The 21315-nt window shown below is 42.8% G+C and carries 22 protein-coding genes and 1 pseudogene; 14 read left to right on the top strand and 9 right to left on the bottom strand.

Going from position 1 to position 21315, the window contains the following annotated elements:
* Positions 1 to 52 precede the first annotated feature (52 nt).
* Complete coding sequence (rsfS, locus tag IDJ76_RS10360) at positions 53 to 427, bottom strand: ribosome silencing factor (RefSeq protein WP_191163250.1); 375 nt, start codon at positions 425 to 427, stop codon at positions 53 to 55.
* A gap of 92 nt (positions 428 to 519) precedes the next feature.
* On the opposite strand from rsfS, the gene IDJ76_RS10355 reads away from it, so the two are divergent.
* The 4 genes from IDJ76_RS10355 to pfkA all read left to right on the top strand — a co-directional run bounded on the left by IDJ76_RS10355 (position 520) and on the right by pfkA (position 4525).
* The gene (locus tag IDJ76_RS10355; protein ID WP_317173961.1) at positions 520 to 1245 is read left to right on the top strand and encodes a biotin--[acetyl-CoA-carboxylase] ligase; all 726 of its coding nucleotides are present in this window, start codon (positions 520 to 522) and stop codon (positions 1243 to 1245) included.
* 2 nt (positions 1246 to 1247) lie between these two features.
* Entirely contained in the window at positions 1248 to 1700 is a 453-nt protein-coding gene (locus IDJ76_RS10350) for a protein-disulfide reductase DsbD N-terminal domain-containing protein (protein WP_191163248.1), read from the top strand.
* Positions 1701 to 1716: 16 nt separating this feature from the next.
* Positions 1717 to 3423: a protein-disulfide reductase DsbD family protein gene (locus tag IDJ76_RS10345; protein WP_191163247.1), complete on the top strand. Its 1707-nt coding sequence runs from the start codon at positions 1717 to 1719 to the stop codon at positions 3421 to 3423.
* A 124-nt stretch (positions 3424 to 3547) separates the two neighbouring features.
* Positions 3548 to 4525 (top strand): 6-phosphofructokinase, encoded by a 978-nt coding sequence (gene pfkA, locus IDJ76_RS10340; protein ID WP_191163246.1) that lies wholly within the window; start codon positions 3548 to 3550, stop codon positions 4523 to 4525.
* A 158-nt stretch (positions 4526 to 4683) separates the two neighbouring features.
* On the opposite strand, the gene IDJ76_RS10335 is transcribed toward pfkA, so the two are convergent.
* Positions 4684 to 6573 (bottom strand): SPFH domain-containing protein, encoded by a 1890-nt coding sequence (locus tag IDJ76_RS10335; RefSeq protein WP_191163245.1) that lies wholly within the window; start codon positions 6571 to 6573, stop codon positions 4684 to 4686.
* Between the two features lie 292 nt (positions 6574 to 6865).
* On the opposite strand from IDJ76_RS10335, the gene IDJ76_RS10330 reads away from it, so the two are divergent.
* From IDJ76_RS10330 to trmD, 3 genes are all read left to right on the top strand, one after another.
* On the top strand, positions 6866 to 7396 hold the full coding sequence (locus IDJ76_RS10330) for a 30S ribosomal protein S16 (protein WP_191163244.1): 531 nt from the start codon (positions 6866 to 6868) through the stop codon (positions 7394 to 7396).
* Between the two features lie 140 nt (positions 7397 to 7536).
* Positions 7537 to 8064 (top strand): ribosome maturation factor RimM, encoded by a 528-nt coding sequence (rimM, locus tag IDJ76_RS10325; protein WP_191163243.1) that lies wholly within the window; start codon positions 7537 to 7539, stop codon positions 8062 to 8064.
* A 68-nt stretch (positions 8065 to 8132) separates the two neighbouring features.
* Complete coding sequence (trmD, locus tag IDJ76_RS10320) at positions 8133 to 8807, top strand: tRNA (guanosine(37)-N1)-methyltransferase TrmD (RefSeq protein ID WP_191163242.1); 675 nt, start codon at positions 8133 to 8135, stop codon at positions 8805 to 8807.
* A gap of 12 nt (positions 8808 to 8819) precedes the next feature.
* On the opposite strand, the gene IDJ76_RS10315 is transcribed toward trmD, so the two are convergent.
* Entirely contained in the window at positions 8820 to 9965 is a 1146-nt protein-coding gene (locus tag IDJ76_RS10315; protein WP_191163241.1) for a glycosyltransferase family 39 protein, read from the bottom strand.
* A 362-nt stretch (positions 9966 to 10327) separates the two neighbouring features.
* Here IDJ76_RS10315 and rplS point away from each other — a divergent pair, with 362 nt between their 5' ends.
* Together rplS and porN are read left to right on the top strand one after the other, a co-directional pair.
* Positions 10328 to 10675, top strand: coding sequence for a 50S ribosomal protein L19 (rplS, locus tag IDJ76_RS10310; protein ID WP_191163240.1), 348 nt, complete (start codon positions 10328 to 10330; stop codon positions 10673 to 10675).
* Positions 10676 to 10746: 71 nt separating this feature from the next.
* The gene (gene porN / locus IDJ76_RS10305; protein ID WP_224746281.1) at positions 10747 to 11970 is read left to right on the top strand and encodes a type IX secretion system ring subunit PorN/GldN; all 1224 of its coding nucleotides are present in this window, start codon (positions 10747 to 10749) and stop codon (positions 11968 to 11970) included.
* Between the two features lie 311 nt (positions 11971 to 12281).
* Here the strand turns inward: porN and IDJ76_RS10300 are convergent.
* The 4 genes and pseudogenes from IDJ76_RS10300 to IDJ76_RS10285 all read right to left on the bottom strand — a co-directional run.
* Positions 12282 to 12935: pseudogene (locus IDJ76_RS10300) on the bottom strand (phosphatidylserine decarboxylase family protein); the annotation flags it as partial.
* Positions 12936 to 12962: 27 nt separating this feature from the next.
* Entirely contained in the window at positions 12963 to 13775 is an 813-nt protein-coding gene (locus IDJ76_RS10295; RefSeq protein ID WP_191163239.1) for a phosphatidate cytidylyltransferase, read from the bottom strand.
* The gene (locus IDJ76_RS10290) at positions 13772 to 13984 is read right to left on the bottom strand and encodes a putative signal transducing protein (RefSeq protein ID WP_191163238.1); all 213 of its coding nucleotides are present in this window, start codon (positions 13982 to 13984) and stop codon (positions 13772 to 13774) included. The genes IDJ76_RS10295 and IDJ76_RS10290 overlap by 4 nt, the downstream gene beginning before the upstream one ends.
* A complete protein-coding gene (locus IDJ76_RS10285; protein WP_191163237.1) occupies positions 13965 to 14906 on the bottom strand; it encodes a CPBP family intramembrane glutamic endopeptidase in 942 nt (313 codons plus the stop codon). The genes IDJ76_RS10290 and IDJ76_RS10285 overlap by 20 nt, the downstream gene beginning before the upstream one ends.
* A 37-nt stretch (positions 14907 to 14943) precedes the next feature.
* Between IDJ76_RS10285 and dusB the strand changes: the two genes are divergently transcribed.
* The 4 genes from dusB to IDJ76_RS10265 all read left to right on the top strand — a co-directional run bounded on the left by dusB (position 14944) and on the right by IDJ76_RS10265 (position 17973).
* Entirely contained in the window at positions 14944 to 15936 is a 993-nt protein-coding gene (dusB, locus tag IDJ76_RS10280; protein WP_191163236.1) for a tRNA dihydrouridine synthase DusB, read from the top strand.
* A 43-nt stretch (positions 15937 to 15979) separates the two neighbouring features.
* Positions 15980 to 16366: a Co2+/Mg2+ efflux protein ApaG gene (gene apaG, locus IDJ76_RS10275; RefSeq protein ID WP_191163235.1), complete on the top strand. Its 387-nt coding sequence runs from the start codon at positions 15980 to 15982 to the stop codon at positions 16364 to 16366.
* Between the two features lie 73 nt (positions 16367 to 16439).
* Positions 16440 to 17423, top strand: a complete 984-nt coding sequence (locus tag IDJ76_RS10270) for a DNA cytosine methyltransferase (RefSeq protein ID WP_191163234.1) — start codon at positions 16440 to 16442, stop codon at positions 17421 to 17423.
* Complete coding sequence (locus IDJ76_RS10265; RefSeq protein WP_191163233.1) at positions 17374 to 17973, top strand: HNH endonuclease; 600 nt, start codon at positions 17374 to 17376, stop codon at positions 17971 to 17973. The genes IDJ76_RS10270 and IDJ76_RS10265 overlap by 50 nt, the downstream gene beginning before the upstream one ends.
* A gap of 297 nt (positions 17974 to 18270) precedes the next feature.
* Here the strand turns inward: IDJ76_RS10265 and IDJ76_RS10260 are convergent, their stop codons facing one another.
* Complete coding sequence (locus IDJ76_RS10260) at positions 18271 to 18987, bottom strand: zinc metallopeptidase (RefSeq protein ID WP_191163232.1); 717 nt, start codon at positions 18985 to 18987, stop codon at positions 18271 to 18273.
* Positions 18988 to 19073: 86 nt separating this feature from the next.
* Here IDJ76_RS10260 and IDJ76_RS10255 point away from each other — a divergent pair, with 86 nt between their 5' ends.
* Entirely contained in the window at positions 19074 to 20213 is a 1140-nt protein-coding gene (locus tag IDJ76_RS10255; RefSeq protein ID WP_191163231.1) for an NAD(P)/FAD-dependent oxidoreductase, read from the top strand.
* On the opposite strand, the gene IDJ76_RS10250 is transcribed toward IDJ76_RS10255, so the two are convergent.
* Positions 20210 to 21310, bottom strand: coding sequence for a TlpA disulfide reductase family protein (locus tag IDJ76_RS10250; protein ID WP_191163230.1), 1101 nt, complete (start codon positions 21308 to 21310; stop codon positions 20210 to 20212). The two genes, IDJ76_RS10255 and IDJ76_RS10250, sit on opposite strands and share 4 nt — an antisense overlap.
* Positions 21311 to 21315 lie beyond the last annotated feature (5 nt).

Raw genomic sequence — 21315 nt, 5'->3', positions numbered from 1 at the left:
AGCAACTCAACTTATCAATAATTAAATTTATGGGGATTTGTTTTGAGCCTGCTTAAGCGCTTTTGTAGCTTTTTATCTCAGCATCACCCCAAAGGTCTTCAACACCATAAAACTCGCGTTTATCTGTCCTGAAGATATGTACAACAACATCTACGTAATCAAGTAATATCCATTCGCCATGCTCTAAGCCCTCTTTTCTCCAGGGATCTTGCTGTATGGCTTTGTAAATCTCTTCTTCTACGCTACCGGCTATGGCTTTAACCTGCGTGGTCGAATCGGCATGGCAAATTACAAAGTAATCTGCCACAGAACTGTTAACACTTCGCAGATCGAGCCTTACCAGTTCATTCCCCTTTTTTTCCTGCATGCCGTGTATGGCCAGTTCGGAAATGTAAGCGGATTCATTTAACACTTTGCTTTTTACCATCAAAAAGAATTAGTTTTGAACGATTTTGGGTTAAAAAATATTATACGTTGCAAAATAACATATTTTCAGGATTATTTGTCGGACAAAATTTAGTGACACTGAAACAGGTCGACTCTACCAACACATACCTCAAAGATATGTTGTCAAAATCCAAGCCAGTACCCGAAGGAACGGTCATTATGGCAGAAGACCAATTTGCAGGTCGGGGTCAGCGCGAAAACACCTGGCATACCGAGCCCGGGAAAAATTTAACATTCAGCATATTATTAAAACCTTCTTTTGTAGACGCACAGGGGCAATACGATGTTACACGCGCCGCAAGTTTAGGTGTATATGACGCTTTGCAACCCCTATTTGGCGGTGGCCTTAAAATCAAGTGGCCCAATGATATTTATTATGGCGACAAGAAGTTGGGCGGGATGCTGATAGAAAATATTTTACAGGGCAGCCAGATAAAGGCGTCAATTGTAGGCATAGGGCTTAATGTAAATCAGGATAATTTTACTGACAATACCGGCAACGCTACATCGATTAAGCAGATATTGCACAGGGATTATGAATTAAAAAATATATTAGCGCAGATTTGTAACCATATAGAAGGCTATTACCTGCAATTAAAGGCTGGCCGGACTGATTTTGTAAGGAATACTTATTTAAGCCGACTATATTGGCTAAACGAAGCGAAGCCATTCCGGTCAAACGGGCAGACCTTTACCGGGACGATCAACAACGTGACGGATAACGGCCTTTTAGTGGTTGAGCATGAAGGAAAAGTGGAGACGTTTAATTTTAAGGAGATTGAATTTTTAAACAAATAATTATGAAACGGATATTGGTATTATTGGCTGTATTGGTGTTAAGCACTGCGGCATTTGCCCAGATCGAGGCACCGGTTAGATGGTCATACGCGGCCAAAAAGTTAAGCAGCACCGAGGCCATTGTATTTTTAAAGGCAACTATACAGCCGGGCTGGCACATTTACTCGCAAAATGTAAAGGATGGCGGGCCTGTGAAAACATCGTTTACGTTCGCATCATCAAAAGATTATACGCCGGTAGGTAAGGCTACCGAGCCAAAGCCGATCAGTAAATTCGAAAAGGTTTTTGGCATGAACGTGGGCTACTTTGAAAGCAGCGTGGTGTTTCAACAAAAAATTAAGTTAAAATCGGCTAAAGCCTCGGCGGTTACAGGTAAACTGGAGTTTATGACCTGTAACGATCAAAAATGCCTGCCGCCAGAAGAGGTTGCGTTTAATATCCCCTTAGGTAAATAATTGCAAGGAAACGATAATGACACAACCTACCAGTCGCAATATATTCCGTAGCGGATTTTTATTACTTACCTTGTTGCTTGCCTTTGTGGTTTTAAGCCCAAACCAAGCAAAGGCTTTTCAAAAACCAGCAGATACGGTATCAACCGGCGATGTGCAGTTTACCGATATCCCTACGGCGGCCGATAGCATTGCCGCCCGTAAAAAAACAACGGCCGATTCTGCCAAAGCAAAACCTGCCAAAGCATTTGCAGCGGTAAAGGAAATGCCAAAATCGTTGTGGCAAATATTTATTGAGGGATTGTTAGGGGGCTTTACGGCTATATTACTGCCTTGTATCTATCCATTATTGCCCTTAACCGTTAGCTTTTTCACTAAAAAAAGTGGTTCCAGGAGTAAGGCAATAGGCCAGTCGTTATTATATGGTTTTTCTATTATTTTAATTTATGTAGGGCTGGGGTTGTTGATCTCGATCATATTTGGATCGAGTGCGTTAAATGAACTGGCTACGAATGGTATCTTTAATATCTTTTTCTTCTTGTTGCTGGTGGTTTTTGGTGTTTCGTTCCTTGGGGCATTTGAGTTGACGCTGCCGAGTTCGTTAGCGAACAAGCTGGATGAGAATGCTGACAAAGGTGGTGTTGCCGGGATCTTTTTCATGGCATCAACCCTTGTGGTGGTGTCATTCTCTTGTACAGGCCCAATTATTGGAACCCTATTGGTGGAAGCAGCATCCAAAGGCGACAGGCTTGGCCCCGCAATGGGTATGTTTGGTTTCTCTTTAGCGCTGGCGTTACCGTTTACCATCTTCGCTTTGTTCCCGTCGTTGTTAAAATCGCTGCCAAAATCTGGCGGTTGGTTAAATAGCGTAAAAGTTGTTTTAGGCTTTTTAGAACTGGGTTTTGCGCTTAAGTTTTTATCCAACGTCGATCTGGCCTATCACTGGAACTGGTTCGACCGCGAGATCTTCCTGTCGCTCTGGATCGCAATCGGGCTGTTATTAGGCTTATACCTTATCGGCAAGATCAAATTTTCGCATGACAGCGACGTGCTATATTTGTCTATCCCGAGGGTTTTCTTCGCCATCATCACATTTGCTTTTGTGATATACATGGTACCCGGTTTGTGGGGTGCGCCTTTAAAATCTATCAGCGCGTTTTTACCACCAGAAGCAACGCAGGATTTTAACTTATCCAGCATACCGGGTGGTGCGGCCCCTGCAGCAAGTGCTCCTGCAGTTGTAACCAGTATTAAAGAGAAAAAATATGAAGCCAATTACGCCCGGATCAAAACCCGCGGCCTAGATGCGTGGTATGATTATGAACAGGCTTTGCAGGTTTCAAAGGAATTAAAAAAACCTATCCTGATTGATTTTACAGGCTTTAACTGTGTTAACTGCCGTAAAATGGAGGCCGATGTATGGTCGGACCCGGTGGTGTTCAATAAAATAAAAAACGACTACGTGTTATTACAATTGGTTGTTGACGATAAGGCAAAGCTGGATATCAAGGATCAGTACGTTTCTAAATTCGACGGAAAGAAAAAGATCACGCTTGGCGATAAATGGAGCGATTTGGAGGCCGACAGGTTCAATTCAAATTCGCAGCCTAATTATGTGCTGCTGGATAGCGACGGCAACCAGTTAGTGCCGGCACAAGGGGCTAATTACAGCATTGATAATTACATCAAATTTTTAGACAGCGGTTTGGCTGCTTACAAAAAATAGGCAGGCACTTGTAAAAATTAATGTAAATTCGCAGAACTTTACGAAAACGATGTAGCTAAAACTGCTTGTTTTTGTAAAGTTCTTTCTGTTTACACTTACAAAGCGATTAGCGCCTTTTACAAAAATGACGCAAATAAAAAATATAGGAGTATTTACATCTGGTGGCGATGCCCCCGGCATGAATGCAGCCATCCGCTCTGTGGTACGTTCTGCAACTTATTACGGTTTTGATGTAACGGGTATCCGCCGCGGATACGAAGGGATGATCAATGGCGAGCTTTTTGCCATGGACCGTAAATCGGTATCAAACATTATTCAGCGCGGTGGTACTATCTTAAAAACTGCCCGCAGCGAGCAGTTTAAAACCCCCGAAGGGCGTAAACTGGCTTATGAGCAACTAAAAAAACACAATGTTGATGCCCTTGTAGCCATTGGCGGCGACGGGACCTTTACCGGTGCCCGTATTTTTGGCCAGGAGTATGACATCCCTGTGGTGGGTTTACCGGGTACTATTGATAACGACTTGTCGGGTACCGATTTCACTATCGGTTATGATACGGCTATTAATACCGTTATCGATGCGGTGGATAAGATCCGTGATACGGCCGAATCGCACGACAGGGTGTTTATTATAGAGGTAATGGGCCGCGACTCTGGCTTAATTGCCCTGCGTACGGGTATCGCATCGGGTGCCGAAGCGATCATCATCCCCGAAACCAAAACAGATCTAAATAACCTGTGCGAGCGCCTGGAACATAGCCGCAAAGACAAATTATCAAAAATTGTTATTGTTGCCGAAGGTGAAGATGCCGGCGGCGCGTTTGAAATAGGCCGCCATGTAAAGGAACGCTTCCCGCATTATGATACAAGGGTATCTATTTTAGGCCATATACAGCGCGGCGGCAGGCCGTCATGTATGGATAGGGTACTGGCAAGCAGAGTGGGTGTTGCGGCAGTTGAAGCCTTACGAGATGGCCATCGTAACGAAATGGTAGGCGTTATCCATAACGAGATCTCCTACACCCCGTTTGAACATGCCTGCAAACATACCGTAGAAATTAACCCTGCCTTTTTAAAGATAGTAGAGATACTGGCTATATAACTTAGTATATCCCAAAAACAAGAAGAGCCGCTGATAATCAGCGGCTCTTCTTGTTAAACATGTCATTGCGAGCGATAGCGCGGCAATCTCATAGGATATGCGGATATGTTGAGATTGCCGCGTCGCTGTCGCTTCTCGCAATGACATTTAGCAATGTACTATACCTCCGGCACAGCCCCGGCCTTTTTAGCATCACCTTCGCGTTGCAGTTTTTTCAGCATTTCGCTACCAATCAGGGCATCTATCATACCGTTGCCGCCGCCATTTTGGCCGTTAACCAAAATTTCGGGTACTAATTTGATGCCGTTGCTGGCTAAGGCTTCGGCTACACGCACAATAGCGTATTGCTCGGTACCCATCGCTTCGGTTTTTTGTTTGGTTACTTCGGCTTCAGCCAAACCTACCGCCTTTATTTTACCGGCATCGGCGTTACCGTTAACCTCGGTAGCCGCGGCATCTGCCTTTGCGTTAATGGTTTTAGCTTCAGCATCCGCTTTTGCAATGATGGTTTTATTCTCCGCATCCGCTTTGGCATTGATCACTCGCGATTCAGCGTCACCCCTTGCAGATGCTACCTTTGAAGCAGCCATCTGCGTGTTGATCTCTACCTGGCGGATCGATTTTACCACTTCGGTTTGCATATCCGCGCCGGCTTTGGCACTTTCAAATTCCTTGCGCTCAATTTGTGCGCCTTTCTGTATTTCGTAAGTAACGCGCTCCTGCTCGGCTATTTTACGATCGGTAAGTGTTTTCATCAAAGCTTCGGGCGGCACTATGTCACCAATCAAGGTATCTACACCTTCAACGTTATAGGCTGCCAATACCTTACTTATTTGTGCACGGGCATCTTCCTGCCTGTCACTCCGATTGGTTAAAAACTCTATCACGCCGCTTTTTTGCGCCGAATTACGGAAGTAGTTGGCTATAGTAGGCTCGAGCACCTGCGAAACAAGGTTTTTCATATTCCCAAACCGCGCGATCACTTTTGGTGCCTCGTTGCGCGGTATGTGGATTATTTGCGATACATCGAGATTAAATGTAAAACCATCATAAGAACGTACGCTAATAGTACATAGGTTTTTATCTAACTCATGAGACTCTGTACGGCTGTTAGCCCAGTTCAATACAATATTGGTGGTTGGTACTATTTCTACCGTGTGGGTATAAATATTTACAGGGTGTTTTCCGGGGTCAAGCGGCTCATCCCATACACCTTTGTCGTACTTTTTAACAATGTTACCATGTGTAAAGCCCAGGCCGCTGGTGTCTTTGCCTTCGGGGCCCACAAATGAGTTGACCACTCCTACATAACCGATGTGGATATGGATCATTTCTACCTGTTCAACAATGGCAAACCAGGGGTTCAGGTAATAAGTGCCCGCCAGGATAACATCTTCCTGCAAACCCTTTTTGCCGCCACTTTGAATAAACGCCATCGGGTCCTGATAGTTACGGTGCCCAACAACAGACCCACCGGCAATGTCACCTTTTTCTAAAGGCTCGCCATCAAGGGTGGTTACAATACCTACCTTGTTTTCATGAATACTGGTAATTGGCACCATCACAATCTCGAACAAGAACGTGTTGATACGGTAGTTACCTGGTGTTAAGAACGCAGCCTGCGGGCCTTTTTGCCCATTATTTTCCAGGAACGCCTGCGCATCCTGAAACTTGTCGCAGCTTACCGGCTTTCCCAATACTCGGCCAATATCCATAGGCGCACCATCCTTAGCTTTTACAAGGCCCAGTTTATCTTGCGGGATAACGGTAAAGCCCTCCATTGTTACGGCGTACTGCCACGGCCACATGCGCCAGTATAAACCTGGAGCCAGTGGTTTGGCCTGCATACCGGCTTCGCCGCTTATGGCTATGATGCGGCCGTCGGGAAGGCGCTTGTCGCCGTAAAGGGTAAATTTTTTAACAACTAAGCCAATACGGTCATCAGGCACGATAATCATCCCGAAAAACACACGAAGCACAAATTTGTACAAAATTAGTGCGGCAATGATGGGGAATACCCACCAAAATTCAAAAATTGGAGCAGACATTTTTTTAAGATTTTTGTTAATTTAACGGGGCCCTTAAGGTGCGGGCTCCTCACAATAACTTATAGCTTTATGAGACCTTGGCTATATAGTATATATAAGATTATGCCCTATTATTGTTGTTACAAAAAATGAAGAAATTATTTTTTTAAGCCATATACTACGCAATTGCCTGCAAAGCCCGGGGCTGATACACAATTAATTATAAGCCTTTTATATTATAAATAATTATTTATACCTTTGCATCCCCGCAGAAAGAACTCCGGGGACATGTTGAATACATAAAAAATAAAAAATGGCAACTAAGATCAGACTGCAAAGACACGGTAAAAAAGGTAAACCTTTTTATTACATCGTAGTAGCAGATGCCCGTGCTCCAAGAGACGGTCGTTTTATTGAGCGTATAGGTTCATACAACCCTAACACCAATCCCGCTACAATTGACATCAATTTTGATAAAACCCTTGATTGGGTAAATAATGGCGCACAGCCAACAGACACTTGCCGTGCAATATTATCTTACAAAGGTGTTTTATATAAAAAACACTTAGAAGGTGGTGTTAAAAAAGGCGCTTTAACTACAGAGCAGGCAGATACTAAATTTGCTGAGTGGTTAGATCAGAAAGACGGTAAGATCACCGGTAAAAAATCAAACCTTAACGCTGCTAAGGATGAAGCTAAAAAATTAGCCTTAATTGCTGAAGCGAAAAAGAAAGAAGATAAAGCTGCTGCCATCGCTGCTAAAAATGCACCGGTTGCCGAAGAAGTAGAAGAAACTGAAGCACCTGCTGAAGACGCTGCTACAGAAACTGAAAACGCAGAATAATTTAATAGAGGCAGGGAACCAAGAACCATGAGGCACGACAATAGTCGCTCTCTTGATTCTTACAATCTTGACTCTTGACTCTTAACAATGGCGAAAGACACAAAGTCTTTCGCCATTGTTATTTAAAAGCATTTAATAAAATGAAGACCGAAGATTGTTTCCGGATTGGGAGTGTTTTAAAGACCAAAGGCCTCAAAGGCGAAATGCAGCTGTATGTAGATTTTGACGGCATTGAAAAGATAAAGTTTACATCGCTGCTGATAGATATGAGCGGCAAATTGGTGCCTTATTTTATCACATCCATCAAATACCTGCAAAAAAGCCAGGCCTATTTGTTTTTAGAGGATGTAGATACCATTGAGAAGGCAACGATGCTGGTTAAGAAAGACCTTTACCTGCCCAACAAGCTCAAACCAAAACGCAATAAAGACGAGTTTACGCTGAAAGATGTAAAGGGATTTTTAGCTGTGGATGAAACCCACGGCGAATTAGGCGAGATAACCGAAGTAGCCGAATACCCCCAGCAACTATTGGCTACGGTGATCTACAAAAATAAAGAAGTGTTGTTTCCGCTCAACGTTGATATCATTAAAGGCATAGATGTAGAAGGTGGCGAAATATATGTTGCCCTGCCCGATGGCTTGCTGGATGTTTACTTGGAGGAATAAGTAAGGCATGCTACACCGTCTGCACATCTGTAATCCGCACATCTGCACATTATAATTATCTTTGCCCCATGCGTTTTGATATCATCTCTGTATTGCCCGGCTTGCTGGAAAGCCCATTTGCCCACTCTATTTTACAGCGGGCGCAAAAAAAGGGCGTAGCCGAGATCGTTGTGCATAACCTCCGCGATTACTCAACCGCCAAGCAAAAAAGCGTCGACGATTACCCGTATGGCGGTGGCAGCGGCATGGTGATGACCATACAACCCTTTGCCGATTGTATAGAAAAGCTAAAAGGCGAACGTACTTACGACGAGGTGATTTTTATGTCGCCGGATGGCGAAACGCTGAACCAGAAGATAGCCAACCAGCTTTCAATTAAAGGTAATATTATTATCCTTTGCGGGCATTACAAGGGGATAGACCAGCGCATCCGCGATATTTACGTGACCCGTGAGATCTCAATAGGGGATTATGTGCTGTCGGGTGGTGAACTGCCCGCAGCGGTGCTGGTTGATGCCGTGGTTAGGTTAATACCGGGCGTATTGTCTGACGAAACTTCGGCCTTGTCAGATTCTTTCCAGGATGACATGCTGGATGCACCGGTTTATACCCGGCCTGCAGATTGGAACGGGCACAAAGTCCCTGACATATTGTTAAGCGGCGACACCCCCAAGGTTGAAAAATGGCGTTTTGAACAAGCGCTGGAACGTACCAAGCAACGCCGGCCCGACTTGCTGGAGTAATGCTTGGGCTTTTTAGTCCGGCTGGGTAAATCTGAGGTTTATTGCGGGTATTTGCCCAAAGGTATAAGCCATCCAAAATAACAGAATAGGTACTACTACATCAAACATCCTTGCGTAAGCACTTAACATACCCGATAGCAAGAAGTATATTGCAAATATCAGCAAGGCAAACTTTACCGGATAGATTATTTTACGCCGGTTTATTATGCTAACTATACCTGCTGCGACAGATGCCCATAGAATAAATGAGCCTATTATTATATTTTGGATAGTTTGAGTAATTTGATAGCTGTATGAATAGGGGAAGTCAAACAGCAACCGGCTAACGTTATAATAGTAGTTACGGATAAATTTTTTAGGATGTGCTTTGATGTTGCGGATAGCCGCTTGTTTAAACAGGCTATCTTGAGTTACCCCGTGATAACTCAATATCCGGGTAATTTGCGCGGAATGATTAGCTTTTAGCATAGAGTCCCCTTCAGTTGTTTTAAACGGGTTAGGGTTTAATGAATTAGTGAGATTAGGGACTTTCCAGTCACCATACTCCAGCTCGCTTGTCGCACTCATCCAATAAAGGCTCATGCCGCCGGCGTTACCCCAATAAAACGGCTTCTTGACAAGTTTATAGGTATACAATAAATAAGGTAAAGTAACCAGCATGCTAATTAAAAGAATAGTTAAGCTTGCTTTCCTGAATTTTTTGCCCCTTCCTGATATAAAAAAAAGGAAACAGCTAAAAAAGGCGATGACGATAACATAACCAAAAATCACCTTAGTTAAAGCAAGGAAACCTATGACGATACCGGTTATAATAAGGTAGTTTTTTTTACCCAACGCATAATAAATAGTGAGGCTATAAATAAAAAGGGATACTAAAAACATTGTAAATATCTCTGTATAGATAGCTGGCAACAAGTAGTACACGTTATGATATAACGCCAGCAGGATAGCAGAAAGCTTTGCCAGCATTGGCTGGGTGATTTTTACGAGGGCCTTGTACAAAAATACTACAGCCAGATAATAAAAAACGGCGTTAAGCAAGGCATAGTAAATATAAGGTAAATTCAATACGGCAAACGGTATCAGGGCGATTGAATATCCAGGACCGCTCCATAAGTTAATATCGGGCGGTGGTGGTGAAAAAAAGCCGTGAAGCATGTTGTTGGCAAACCCAACGTAACGCGGCTCATCTCCATATAATACTGGCCACTTAAATTTTACAATATAATATACATAATAAAGGAAGAAGGGGAAAAACAGGAAAAAAGGAGACCGTTTAAGTTGCGTTAACATTTTATATTTTGCACAGCGCTTGAATAACTAGAATTTACCCGCAATGCGATTTAAAAATAGTTATAATTAGGTATAAAGCAACCCATTAACCCCAGTTAAGGGTATTGCATTGTTGACAAAACAATAAATGTGGAAATTTTTCACATGCGCTTTTTTATTTCAAAAATAATCCCTATAATTGCACTCCGATTTTTACGGGTTAAAAATCGCTTTAAGAGCTAAAAATCATGGATTTAGTAAAATTTGTAGAAGAGCAATCAGTAGTTAAGAATCAATTCCCGTCTTTTAAAGCCGGTGACACTGTTAGCGTGTATTATAAAATCAGAGAAGGTAACAAAGAGCGTATACAGCTTTACCAGGGCGTTGTTTTACAACGTAACAGTGTTGGTAACAGCGAAACTTTTACCGTACGTAAAGTATCAAATGGTATTGGTGTTGAGCGTATATTCCCTTACAATTCGCCAAACATTGATAAAATACAGGTGAATAGTGTTGGTAAAGTACGCCGCGCTAAATTATTTTATCTGCGTGCTCTTACCGGTAAAGCAGCCCGTATCAAATCAAAAAGAGTTTAATTTACATTTTTTGTATATTGAAGGCCTCTCTGCAATGCAGTGAGGCTTTTTTTCGTTATAGCTGTTTACGAATGAGACACCTGTTTTTTTTACTCGCTTTATTAACGGTAAATAACAGTTTTGGCCAAAAGCTAAACCTGACGGGTAAATGGCTGGGCGAGTTGCCGCAGGCCGATAAAAGTATCCACTTTAGGATAGAGATGGACCTTAAGCAAACGGGTAACCAAATTACCGGCTCATCGAACTTCCGAACATTAGATAATCATGCGGTTAGTTTTTTGTTACAGGGGAGCGTAAATGGTAAAGATGTGGTGCTGAACGAGTACAAAACCCTTAACTGCGACTGCAATAACCAGTATATATTTTGTATGAAACGGATGAAGGGCAGGCTGATCATCGATTCGCTTAACTCGCAGCTGGCCATCAGCGGCATCTGGACAAGCGACTCGTCATACAATGGAACCACTTATACTAAAAGCGATTGCGCGCCGGGTACTTTCGCTATTGCCAAACCTGTACAATTGCGCCCGCTAGATGGGGCTTATAAAAAGACTGATTTGGCAAACTCGCATAGTACACCATACGCCAATCTGCGCGAAGGTGATGTTACCTTTGCCAAACGCGTGTGGCGTGATTTTGATGTGCGCGATAAGGCCAACCGCTTTATGGCATCGCCAAGGCAACGGTTTATTGATGTGTTGACAGATGCCATACAAAAAGGGGAAATAACCGCCTACGACGCTGCCGTAAGCAAAGATGACCCTAATGGCGATGGCTTTGTAAAGCGGTTGACACCCGAGCAGGCTAAACGTAAAATGGCCGATAGTACGTTGGTAGACCGGTTTGACAAAGATGGCAACAAAACCGGATCAGTGCTCAAGGCTGGAGAGTTTAACCCTGATAGCATTATAAAGTTCAGGATAAAAGAGGATTGGGTTTATGATAAGCAACGCTCGGTATTTGAGCCACGCATTATTGGGATAGCGCCGATGGTTAAACCAAAAGCTGCTAATTTAAACCTGGAATATCAGCCCGCCTTTTGGATCTATTTTCCTAATGCCCGGCGTGTTTTTGCCAATAAAGAAGTTGCCGGCCGGTTTAATGATGCCACCAACCTTAGCTACGACGATATATTTATCAAACGCTTGTTTACCAGTTATGTCATCAAGGAGTCCAATGTGCAAGACCAGCGTATTCAAGACTTTGCACAGGGGCTGGATAAACTTCGCGAATCTGACAAATTGAAAAAAGCCCTCGCCGAATGGGAAGCCCAATTATGGAAAAACAATAACTAAATGTAAAAGAAAAGCCAAACAAAACGCTTGGCTTAAATATTTACACTCACCACTCACCACTCACCACTCACCACTCACCACTCACCACTCAATTATTCCTTCTTCTTACGTGGTGCCGCTGGTTTTTTTACTGCGGGTTTAGGCGTAACTTCGGCTGCAGGCTTATTTGTTTCAGGTGTTTCTACAGCCCCATCATGCTCAATTACCAATGTAGGTTCCACATAATTATCTTTTGGCTGGCGGGCTAATTCTTCCTGCTGCTCTAATTTTTCGGCTAACTCTTCCTCCTCGATAAAGGTGCCTACAGTAGGCAGTTCGGCTAAAACGGTGCGGCCACCTTTAACAACCTGGTTCAATTCAACATTGATCTTGGTGCCTAAAGGCAAAAATATGTCAACCCTCGATCCAAATTTAATAAAGCCAAATTGCTGGCCCTGCTCAACCACGTCTCCCTCTTTAACATACCATACAATACGGCGGGCCAATGCACCGGCAATCTGGCGGAACAGCACCATGGTGCCTTCGCTATTTTCGGTAACAACGGTAGTGCGCTCGTTTTCTGTAGATGATTTAGGGTGCCATGCCACCAAATATTTACCCGGGTGATATTTAAAATATTTTACCACGCCACTTATAGGGTTACGGTTTACGTGCACGTTTACCGGCGACATAAATACCGATAACTGGATGCGCCTGTCTTTTAAAAATTCCGGTTCATCGGCTTCTTCAATTACTACAACTTTACCATCCGCAGGGCATAAAACCTGTGTTTCGTTAGTGTTGATATGCAATATCGGGCTGCGAAAAAACTGCAGGATGATCACAAACAGTAAAAACGATAAGATATAAAGAATCCATTTTACGGTATGGGCATCCGGGAAATAAAACTGTACCAGTGCATTTAAAACAAAGATAAATAGCACCGTAATCGCAATGGAAGTATATCCTTCTTTGTGGATAGTCATATTATTGATTTATAATTTATTACAAAACTAAGCATTTACAACGAAGTATAAATACGTATAAACAATAGGCGCGGCCATCAAAAAGCCATCGAACCTGTCCAACAAACCGCCGTGGCCGGGCAGAATGCCGCCCGAATCTTTGATATTGATGCTGCGTTTGAACATCGATTCTACTAAATCGCCCAGGGTGCCAAAGCAGCCAATCAGTATTGCGATAGATACCCATTGTTTCCAGGGCAGCTCAGGGAAGTAAATACTAATAACAAAACCTACCGCTGCGCTGATAGCTACGCCACCAATAAATCCCTCCCATGTTTTTTTAGGCGAATGGCGCTCAAACAACTTAGTACGGCCAATAGCACGGCCCACCAAATAGGCACCGGTATCATTGGCCCACAGCATCAGTAAAAAAGCCAGCGGGAAATGGAAATTAAACCCGCCTTTAATAAAGGCCATTGCATGAAAAAATGTAAATGGGATAATCACAAATATCAGCCCGGCGAAAGTGTAGGCAATGTTGGTAAATGGTGCTACCGCTATCTTAAACAATTCCTGTATAAAAACAGCGCTGAAAGTAAGGGTGAGTAAAAAAAGTATCTCCAGGTATTCGGGCTTATAATGAAACGTAATTAGCGCGAAAATAAAATAGATAAATATCGCGTTAACAAAACCTGCGGCCCGGTTGGGTTCTATGCCGCTTTTTATGTTTAATCCATAAAACTCATGCAGGCAAAACAGGGAGAGCAACAGGTAAAATCCGCCGAAAACATAGTGCCCCAACAGTACCGAGCCAAGCATTACGATAATAAAAAAAAAGCCCGTTATGGCGCGTGTCTTCATAAATTTATTTGGTTCAGTATCATTATTTCGATAGCCTGGCTAAAATCTTCCTGGTGGATGTAAACCTCTATATCGCCAAAAGCCTGGTGCGATGATGCCTGCTTATTAAGCATAACGGCATCAATGTGGTTACCGGTAAGCATCTGTTTAACAATCTCTGATTGATAAAAGTTAGTCGAAGTAAATATTTTAACCCAGTTCTTCTCCATTAATTTCAGGGCTTGGTTGTCCCGATGCTATTTTTTTATAAACCGCCAGCAAAATTATAATAATTATAAAGCTAAATACATAGCCCGTGTAATTAAATACATGCTGGTCGTCCGGATCTATCTTTATTATTTTATGCTGAAACAGGTAGGTGACAACAACGATGCTGCCATTATTTATAAAATGCCCCCAAACGGCCGGCCAGATACTGCCGCTCCAGGCTACAAAATAGCCAAAAAGCGCCCCCAGGAACATCCTTGGTAAAAAACCATAAAACTCCATATGGAAGGCGCTGAACAAGGCAGCAGTTATCCAAACCGTAGCGTGGGTATTCTTCGTCCACCGTTGCATAATGGTTTGCAACACGCCCCGGAATAGAAACTCCTCGGCAATGGCGGTGAGCAGGCCTATCAGTATTACATTTTTAATGCAATCGCCTATGTTATCCATCCGCAAGATAATCGCAGTTAGTTTTTTGGCGGCCTCTTCGCTTCGCTTCATCCATTCTTCCAAGCCCTTTAAAAACTCGGGCAAAACCATTTTTTGGTTAATGTTAGCGGATAGCTCGATAAGGGGGGATGAGATGAGCATTACAAAAAACACGACAACGATCAGCATCCACTGAAAACGAAAGGTTGCCTTAAGGTATGCGCGCGGCTCTTTTACAATAACGTTCGCAAAAAATGCAGGTGCTATAAATAAAGGTGCAGTGGCGCCCAGCAACTGTAGCAGGAATAATTCCGACGCGATATTCGGCCCGTTAAAAAGTCCTTTAGTTAAATTAATGCCTTCGTCAAAACCATAAAAGAGCATTATTAAACCAATGGCGAGTAGGTTGCAAATCAGCACAACCAGTATAGTAAACAATAAAATAACAACAAACTGTAACCCCGGAGTCATTTGATTTACAGGCTTTTTTACCATTTAGCTTAAATTTTGTAAATTTGCACGAATATAGCCCATGTCTGTACAAATAGGAAATATTGATTTAGGGGAGTTCCCGCTGTTGCTGGCACCGATGGAGGATGTTAGCGACCCGCCGTTCCGTTACGTATGTAAGCAGAACGGTGCCGATATGATGTATACCGAATTTATATCATCAGAAGGGCTGATACGCGATGCGGCTAAAAGCCGCCAAAAGCTGGACATATTTGATTATGAACGCCCCATTGGCATCCAGATCTTTGGCAGTGATATAGACCATATGCGTATGGCGACAGAGATTGCCACATTAGCAAAGCCCGATCTGATGGATATTAATTACGGCTGCCCCGTTAAACAGGTGGCCTGCCGCGGTGCCGGTGCAAGCCTGTTGCAGGATATTGACCGTATGGTAGCGATGACCAGGGCTGTTGTTAACGCCACACATTTGCCCGTAACCGTTAAAACCCGCTTAGGCTGGGACGATAACACTAAAAATGTTTATGAAGTAGCTGAGCGCCTGCAGGACGTGGGTATTAAAGCCCTTACTATACACGGCCGCACGCGCGCGCAGATGTATAAAGGTGTTGCCGACTGGACGCTGATCAGCGAGATCAAGAAAAACCCGCGAATCCAGATCCCGATATTTGGTAACGGTGATATCGATTCGCCCGAGAAAGCGGCTAACTGGCGCATGGAGTATGGGGTGGATGGAATGATGATAGGCCGTGCGGCGATTGGTTACCCATGGATCTTCCGCGAGGTAAAGCATTTCTTTAAAACCGGCGAACATTTAGATAAACCTACTATTGCCGAACGGATTGAAGTTTGTAAAACCCACCTCGAAAAATCAATGGAGTGGAAAGGCCCCCGTACCGGCATTTTTGAAATGCGCCGCCACTACAGTAACTATTTTAAAGGGGTAGAAAACTTTAAAGAACACCGGATGCAATTGGTTACAGCAGGCACTTATGAAGAAATAATGGACATTTTAGCCGAAGTTGACAAAAAATATACACTGGAAATGGCGTAATATTTATTTGTTACGTATATATTTGAAATAAGACACAATAAAAATGGCAACTACTATAACTGAAGGTGTTAAGGTTTCAGTTGAAACGCTTTATCAGCCCGAGTATTCTAACCCCGCTAATGATCACTTTATGTTTGCTTACAGGGTAAACATCGAGAACATGAGCAACTATGCTGTACGGTTGGTAAGCCGACACTGGTATATTTTTGATTCTAACGGGGCAAAACGAGAGGTGGAAGGAGAAGGTGTAGTTGGCCAGCAACCTATTATTGAACCGGGCAATGCCCATGAGTATGTATCGGGTTGTAATCTAAAAACAGATATGGGCAGCATGAAGGGCGAATACCAAATGGAGCGCCTGCTGGATAATTCGATTTTTAATGTGCAAATACCCGAGTTTTATCTGGTAGCTCCTTATAGGTACAATTAAATAATAACATTTTTGTAGTGTGCATTTTACATGGTATATTTACATGCTAAAAATGTTAGCTAAGTCATTGTAAATGGTCAATAAATATACATCTATCGAAATTTGTGCCGGTGCTGGAGGCCAAGCCTTGGGTCTTGAACAAGCGGGTTTCGAACATGTTGCTTTAGTCGAATTTGAACATTTGGCTTGTCAAACACTTCGCTACAATAGACCAAACTGGAATGTAATTGAAAGAGATGTTAGAGCTTTTTCGGCTACTAAATTTAACGATGTTGATTTATTTGCGGGTGGGGTTCCTTGCCCACCTTTTTCTGTTGCAGGAAAGCAATTGGGAAAGGACGATGAACGCGACCTTTTCCCAGAGGCTATTCGATTAATTAAAGAGTGTCGACCTAAAGCAGTTATGCTTGAAAATGTTAAAGGTATTCTTTCTAAAAAGTTTGAAGATTACCGTAAGCATATTATTCAAGAACTTATTTCTTTAGGTTATAATTGTAGTTGGAAGCTCATTAATTCTTCTGATTATGGTGTTTCCCAACTAAGACCAAGGGCAATTCTTATTGCTATGAGAGAGGAATATTTCGAATTCTTTTCGTGGCCCGAAAAGGATTACTCAAGCCGACGTTCAATTGGAGAACTTTTATTTGACGAGATTAGTTCTTTAGGTTGGGATGCTGCTAACTGGGCAAATAATGCAAAAGGGATCGCTCCCACATTAGTAGGCGGTTCTAAGAAACATGGTGGAGCTGACTTAGGGCCAACAAGAGCGAAACAGGCTTGGGCAGAAATAGGTATAAATGGTAAAGGTCTGGCAGATGCCCCTCCGTTGCCTGGATTTAATTTGATGCCAAAGTTAACATTGCAAATGACGGCCCTTGTTCAAGGATTTCCTGAGAATTGGAAGTTTGCAGGTAAAAAAACACCTGCATATCGGCAAGTCGGTAATGCCTTCCCACCTCCTGTTGCTAGAGCTATAGGGCAATCTATATTTACAGCTTTTGAATTGTATGAAAGAAATAAAACTCAAACAAAAAGGTTCAAAGGCGAAGCTGCGTGAATTTTTTTTAGAAAATGTTGGTGTGATACTTAATAAAGATATTTTAAGTAAAATAGCTGGCAAAACAGAATGGGGTAGAAGAGTACGCGAATTAAGAAACGAAGAAGGTATGAATATCGTAACCCATAACGATAGAAGCGAATTGAAACCTGGTGAGTATCTGTTGGTTGATTTAAAACCCCTTCCAGCTTTTGATAGAGACATTTCTAAAGAAACAAGAGCTTTTGTTTTAGATCGAAATGGATTTACTTGTCAGATGTGTGGTGCCGCTGCAGGAGAACCACACCCATACGATGCAAATCGAAAAACGAGACTTCATTTAGGGCATGTTATAGATAAATCAATGGGCGGAACAGATGACGCTTCAAATTTACGAGCGATATGTTCTGTATGTAATGAAGGGGCATCCAATTTAACATTGAATCGTCCACAAGCAATAAAACTTCTTGCACAAATCAGGCGGGCTCCTACTACCGATCAACTTGATGTTCTAAGATGGATAATAGCGAAATTTCCTAAGCAAGCTCAAAAATTAATTGGAGAAGCATAACTCAGCGTAAACTACAATTCTATTTGGTCTTTTTTAACCAACATGATCACAAAGCTTATCACAAAAAAAACAGCAGCAGTAACAAAAACATAGGTTAACATAATGGCAATATTTTATAGCAGTGTTACAATCGGTTTAGATATTAACATATACGATAATTAATTGTTTAAAGTTTTGTAAACATCAACCCCATAGGTTGTAAGATTGTTTGTTTTCTCGTTATTGCCTAATTTTCAGTTAAATAAAAAAGGTTGCCCGAGAATTGGAGCGACCTTTTTTATTTATATGCTTGTATATTTAGTTGCGCCTGTTAAATAAGAATGAAGCATAATATAATAAAGTAGCCAAGGCACTTAAGGCGGCAACAACGTAAGTCATCGCAGCCCACCATAGGGCATCTTTGGCCTGCTGATGCTCTTCAGCGGTTTGCATAACGCTGTAATTGTTATTTAACCAAGCCAACGCGCGGTTGCTGGCATCAAACTCAACCGGGAGTGTTATAAAGCTAAACAACGTGACCAAAGCCAAAGCACCAACGCCTACAGCCAATACAAGTGGGTTATGCGTAAAAAAGAGTAGTAATATGCCAATCATCAACGTCCATTGGGTGAGTGTTGACGCAACGTTTACTACCGGTACCAGAGTTGATCGTAGGGTTAACCAACTATAGGCTTTGGCATGCTGCACCGCATGGCCGCATTCATGGGCTGCAACAGCAGCTGCTGCAATACTGCGGCTATTATAAACGTCCTGACTCAGGTTTACAGTCTTATCTTCGGGGTTATAATGATCCGTCAGCTGGCCATCAACGGAGATTACTTTTACGTCATAGATCCCGTTGTCGCGCAGCATCCTTTCGGCAACGTCCTTTCCGGATAATCCCGAAAGCAAAGGCATTTCTGAGTATTGCTTGAATTTACTTTTAAAACGCCACTGAACAATAAAACTGATCAGCGCGATAGCTATCATAAACAGCCAGGCCGAATTATAAGAGATCAATAGTAGATGAGTCATTTTTCAATAGTTTTATAAATAATGACGTTCAAAAAGTATTCCACATTAGTAAATGGCAGTGATGCGCTTTTAATTTACATTTGAGTTTGGAACAAACTTATTCATATTGGGAGCGCACTGCATTTATCGACGGTGCCGATGTCATCATCATCGGCAGTGGCATTGTTGGCCTCAGCGCCGCCCTGCATTTAAAAAAAAGCGACCCTAAATTAAAAGTTTTAGTATTAGAGCGGGGCTTTTTACCCACAGGCGCCAGCACCAAAAACGCAGGTTTTGCCTGTTTCGGAACGATGTCTGAACAGTTGGCCGCTTTAAAACATACGCCAGCTAATGAAGTTGCAAAACTGGTTAATTACAAATGGCGTGGCTTGCAACGGTTAAGGGAAAACTTAGGCGACGCCAATATCGACTATCATCAACACGGCGGCTACGAGCTTTTTACGGAAGATGAAGCAGTAGTGGCTGCAGACGCGATAAATCAGATAGCATACTTAAATGATCTGTTAAAACCTGCGGTTGGCGGGCATGACATTTATTCAGTAGCGGATGCTAAAATTGCAGGGTTTGGATTTAAGGGCGTTTCCCGAATGCTTTACAATGCCTTTGAAGGCCAGATAGATACCGGAAAAATGATGCGGGCCTTACTTTACAAAGTTTATGATCTGGGCGTGATGGTTTTAAATAATTGCGCGGTCACAAGTATCGGTCAGCACGATAATGGGGTGCAGGTAAATACATTACAAGGGGTGTTCAAAACAGGTAAGGTGATCCTGGCAACCAATGCCTTCGCCGGTCAGTTATACCCGCAACTGGATGTGAAGCCTGGCCGCGGGCAGGTGCTTATTACGAAGCCTATTGCCGGGCTAAAACTTAAAGGCACCTATCATTTTAACGAAGGCTACTATTATTTTAGAAACATTGATGGCCGCGTATTATTTGGCGGTGGCCGTAACCTTGATTTTAAAGCAGAGGAAACCTGCGAGTTTGGCCATACCGACCTGGTAAAGCAAAAGCTAACAGATTTTCTCCATAAGGTGATCCTACCCGGCCAGAATGCAGAGATAGATTACTGGTGGAGCGGTATTATGGGTTTTGGCGAAGAAATGAGCCCAATTGTTAAACAAGTGGAGTCCAACGTATTTTGCGCCGTGCGCTGCAACGGCATGGGTGTTGCCATGGGCAGTTTGGTTGGCGAAGAAGTGGCGGAGCTGGCGTTGGATAGTTAATCTAACAATTCCTTCAATTTATCACGTAGCGCCTGGCCGCGTAAGTTGCGTGCGATAATCACACCCGCCTTATTGATCAGAAAGTTATCCGGGATCCCGTTGATGCCATACATCAGTGCTGCGGTGTTTCGGTCGCCGTTTAGTTCGCTCACGTTTGGCCAAGTTAATTTGTCTTTTTTAATAGCCGCTATCCAGTCTGCCTTTTCTGATGCTCGGTCAATAGATACGCCTACGATCTCAAAGCCTTTATCATGATATTTTTGGTAAGATTTGACTGCTTCGGGGTTTTCGGCCCGGCACGGGCCGCACCATGATGCCCAAAAATCAATCAGTATAACTTTGCCAGCATAATTGGAAATCGAGATGTTTCTGCCTGACGAATCGGGTTGCGTAAAATCAGCATATATATCGCCAATATTTAGGTCTTTGTTATATTTTAAATATTCAGCAACGCCCTTGCCCATAGCCGTTTGTTTCATTTCTGTCGATAGCGCATCATAAAGCTTTTGTGTTTTTGTTTTACCCATTGATGATCCGTAAACATTTAAGTTATGGACACTTACAAATGATGCCGGATGCGCCAGTATAAAATCGGCAGTTTTTGCGATCTCTTGATTCCTCACTTCATTTTGTTGACCGCTGATCTTTGCCGCTTCGGCCTTTGATGTGTTTTTGGTGTATAGTTTATTAAGACTGTCTGCTTTTAGATCAAAAGGTGATGTTATTTCAGCCAGTTGATTATCATCATCCTGGGTTTTGGAGCCAGTAATTATAGCTTGTCTAAACTTACCCTTTTTGGCAGTAAAGGTCATTGACGCTTTTTCCATATAAAAGAAACGGTAATCGCTACCATCTGCTGTGCGGATACGGGCGTTAAGTACAGGACTACTTAGCGTATCGCTAAAGCTAAACGCATTATTAGTAATGCGGGCCGAATCAATGATCTTAATATCTTCGCCTGAAACATCTTCGAGATAAAGCACAGTGCCATCCTTAAAACCCGTAACTTTTCCCGCGATGGTGACGTTGTTATTTTTCTGCCCGCATGCGGAAATCAGAATGGCGAAACTAACTATAAGTAAAAGTCTGTGTTTCATAAGAT

The organism is Mucilaginibacter glaciei, from assembly GCF_014773245.1.
Classification (GTDB): Bacteria; Bacteroidota; Bacteroidia; order Sphingobacteriales; family Sphingobacteriaceae; genus Mucilaginibacter; species Mucilaginibacter glaciei.
Note: the sequence above shows the minus strand (reverse complement) of the source record. Positions and strands in the feature narration are given on the sequence as shown.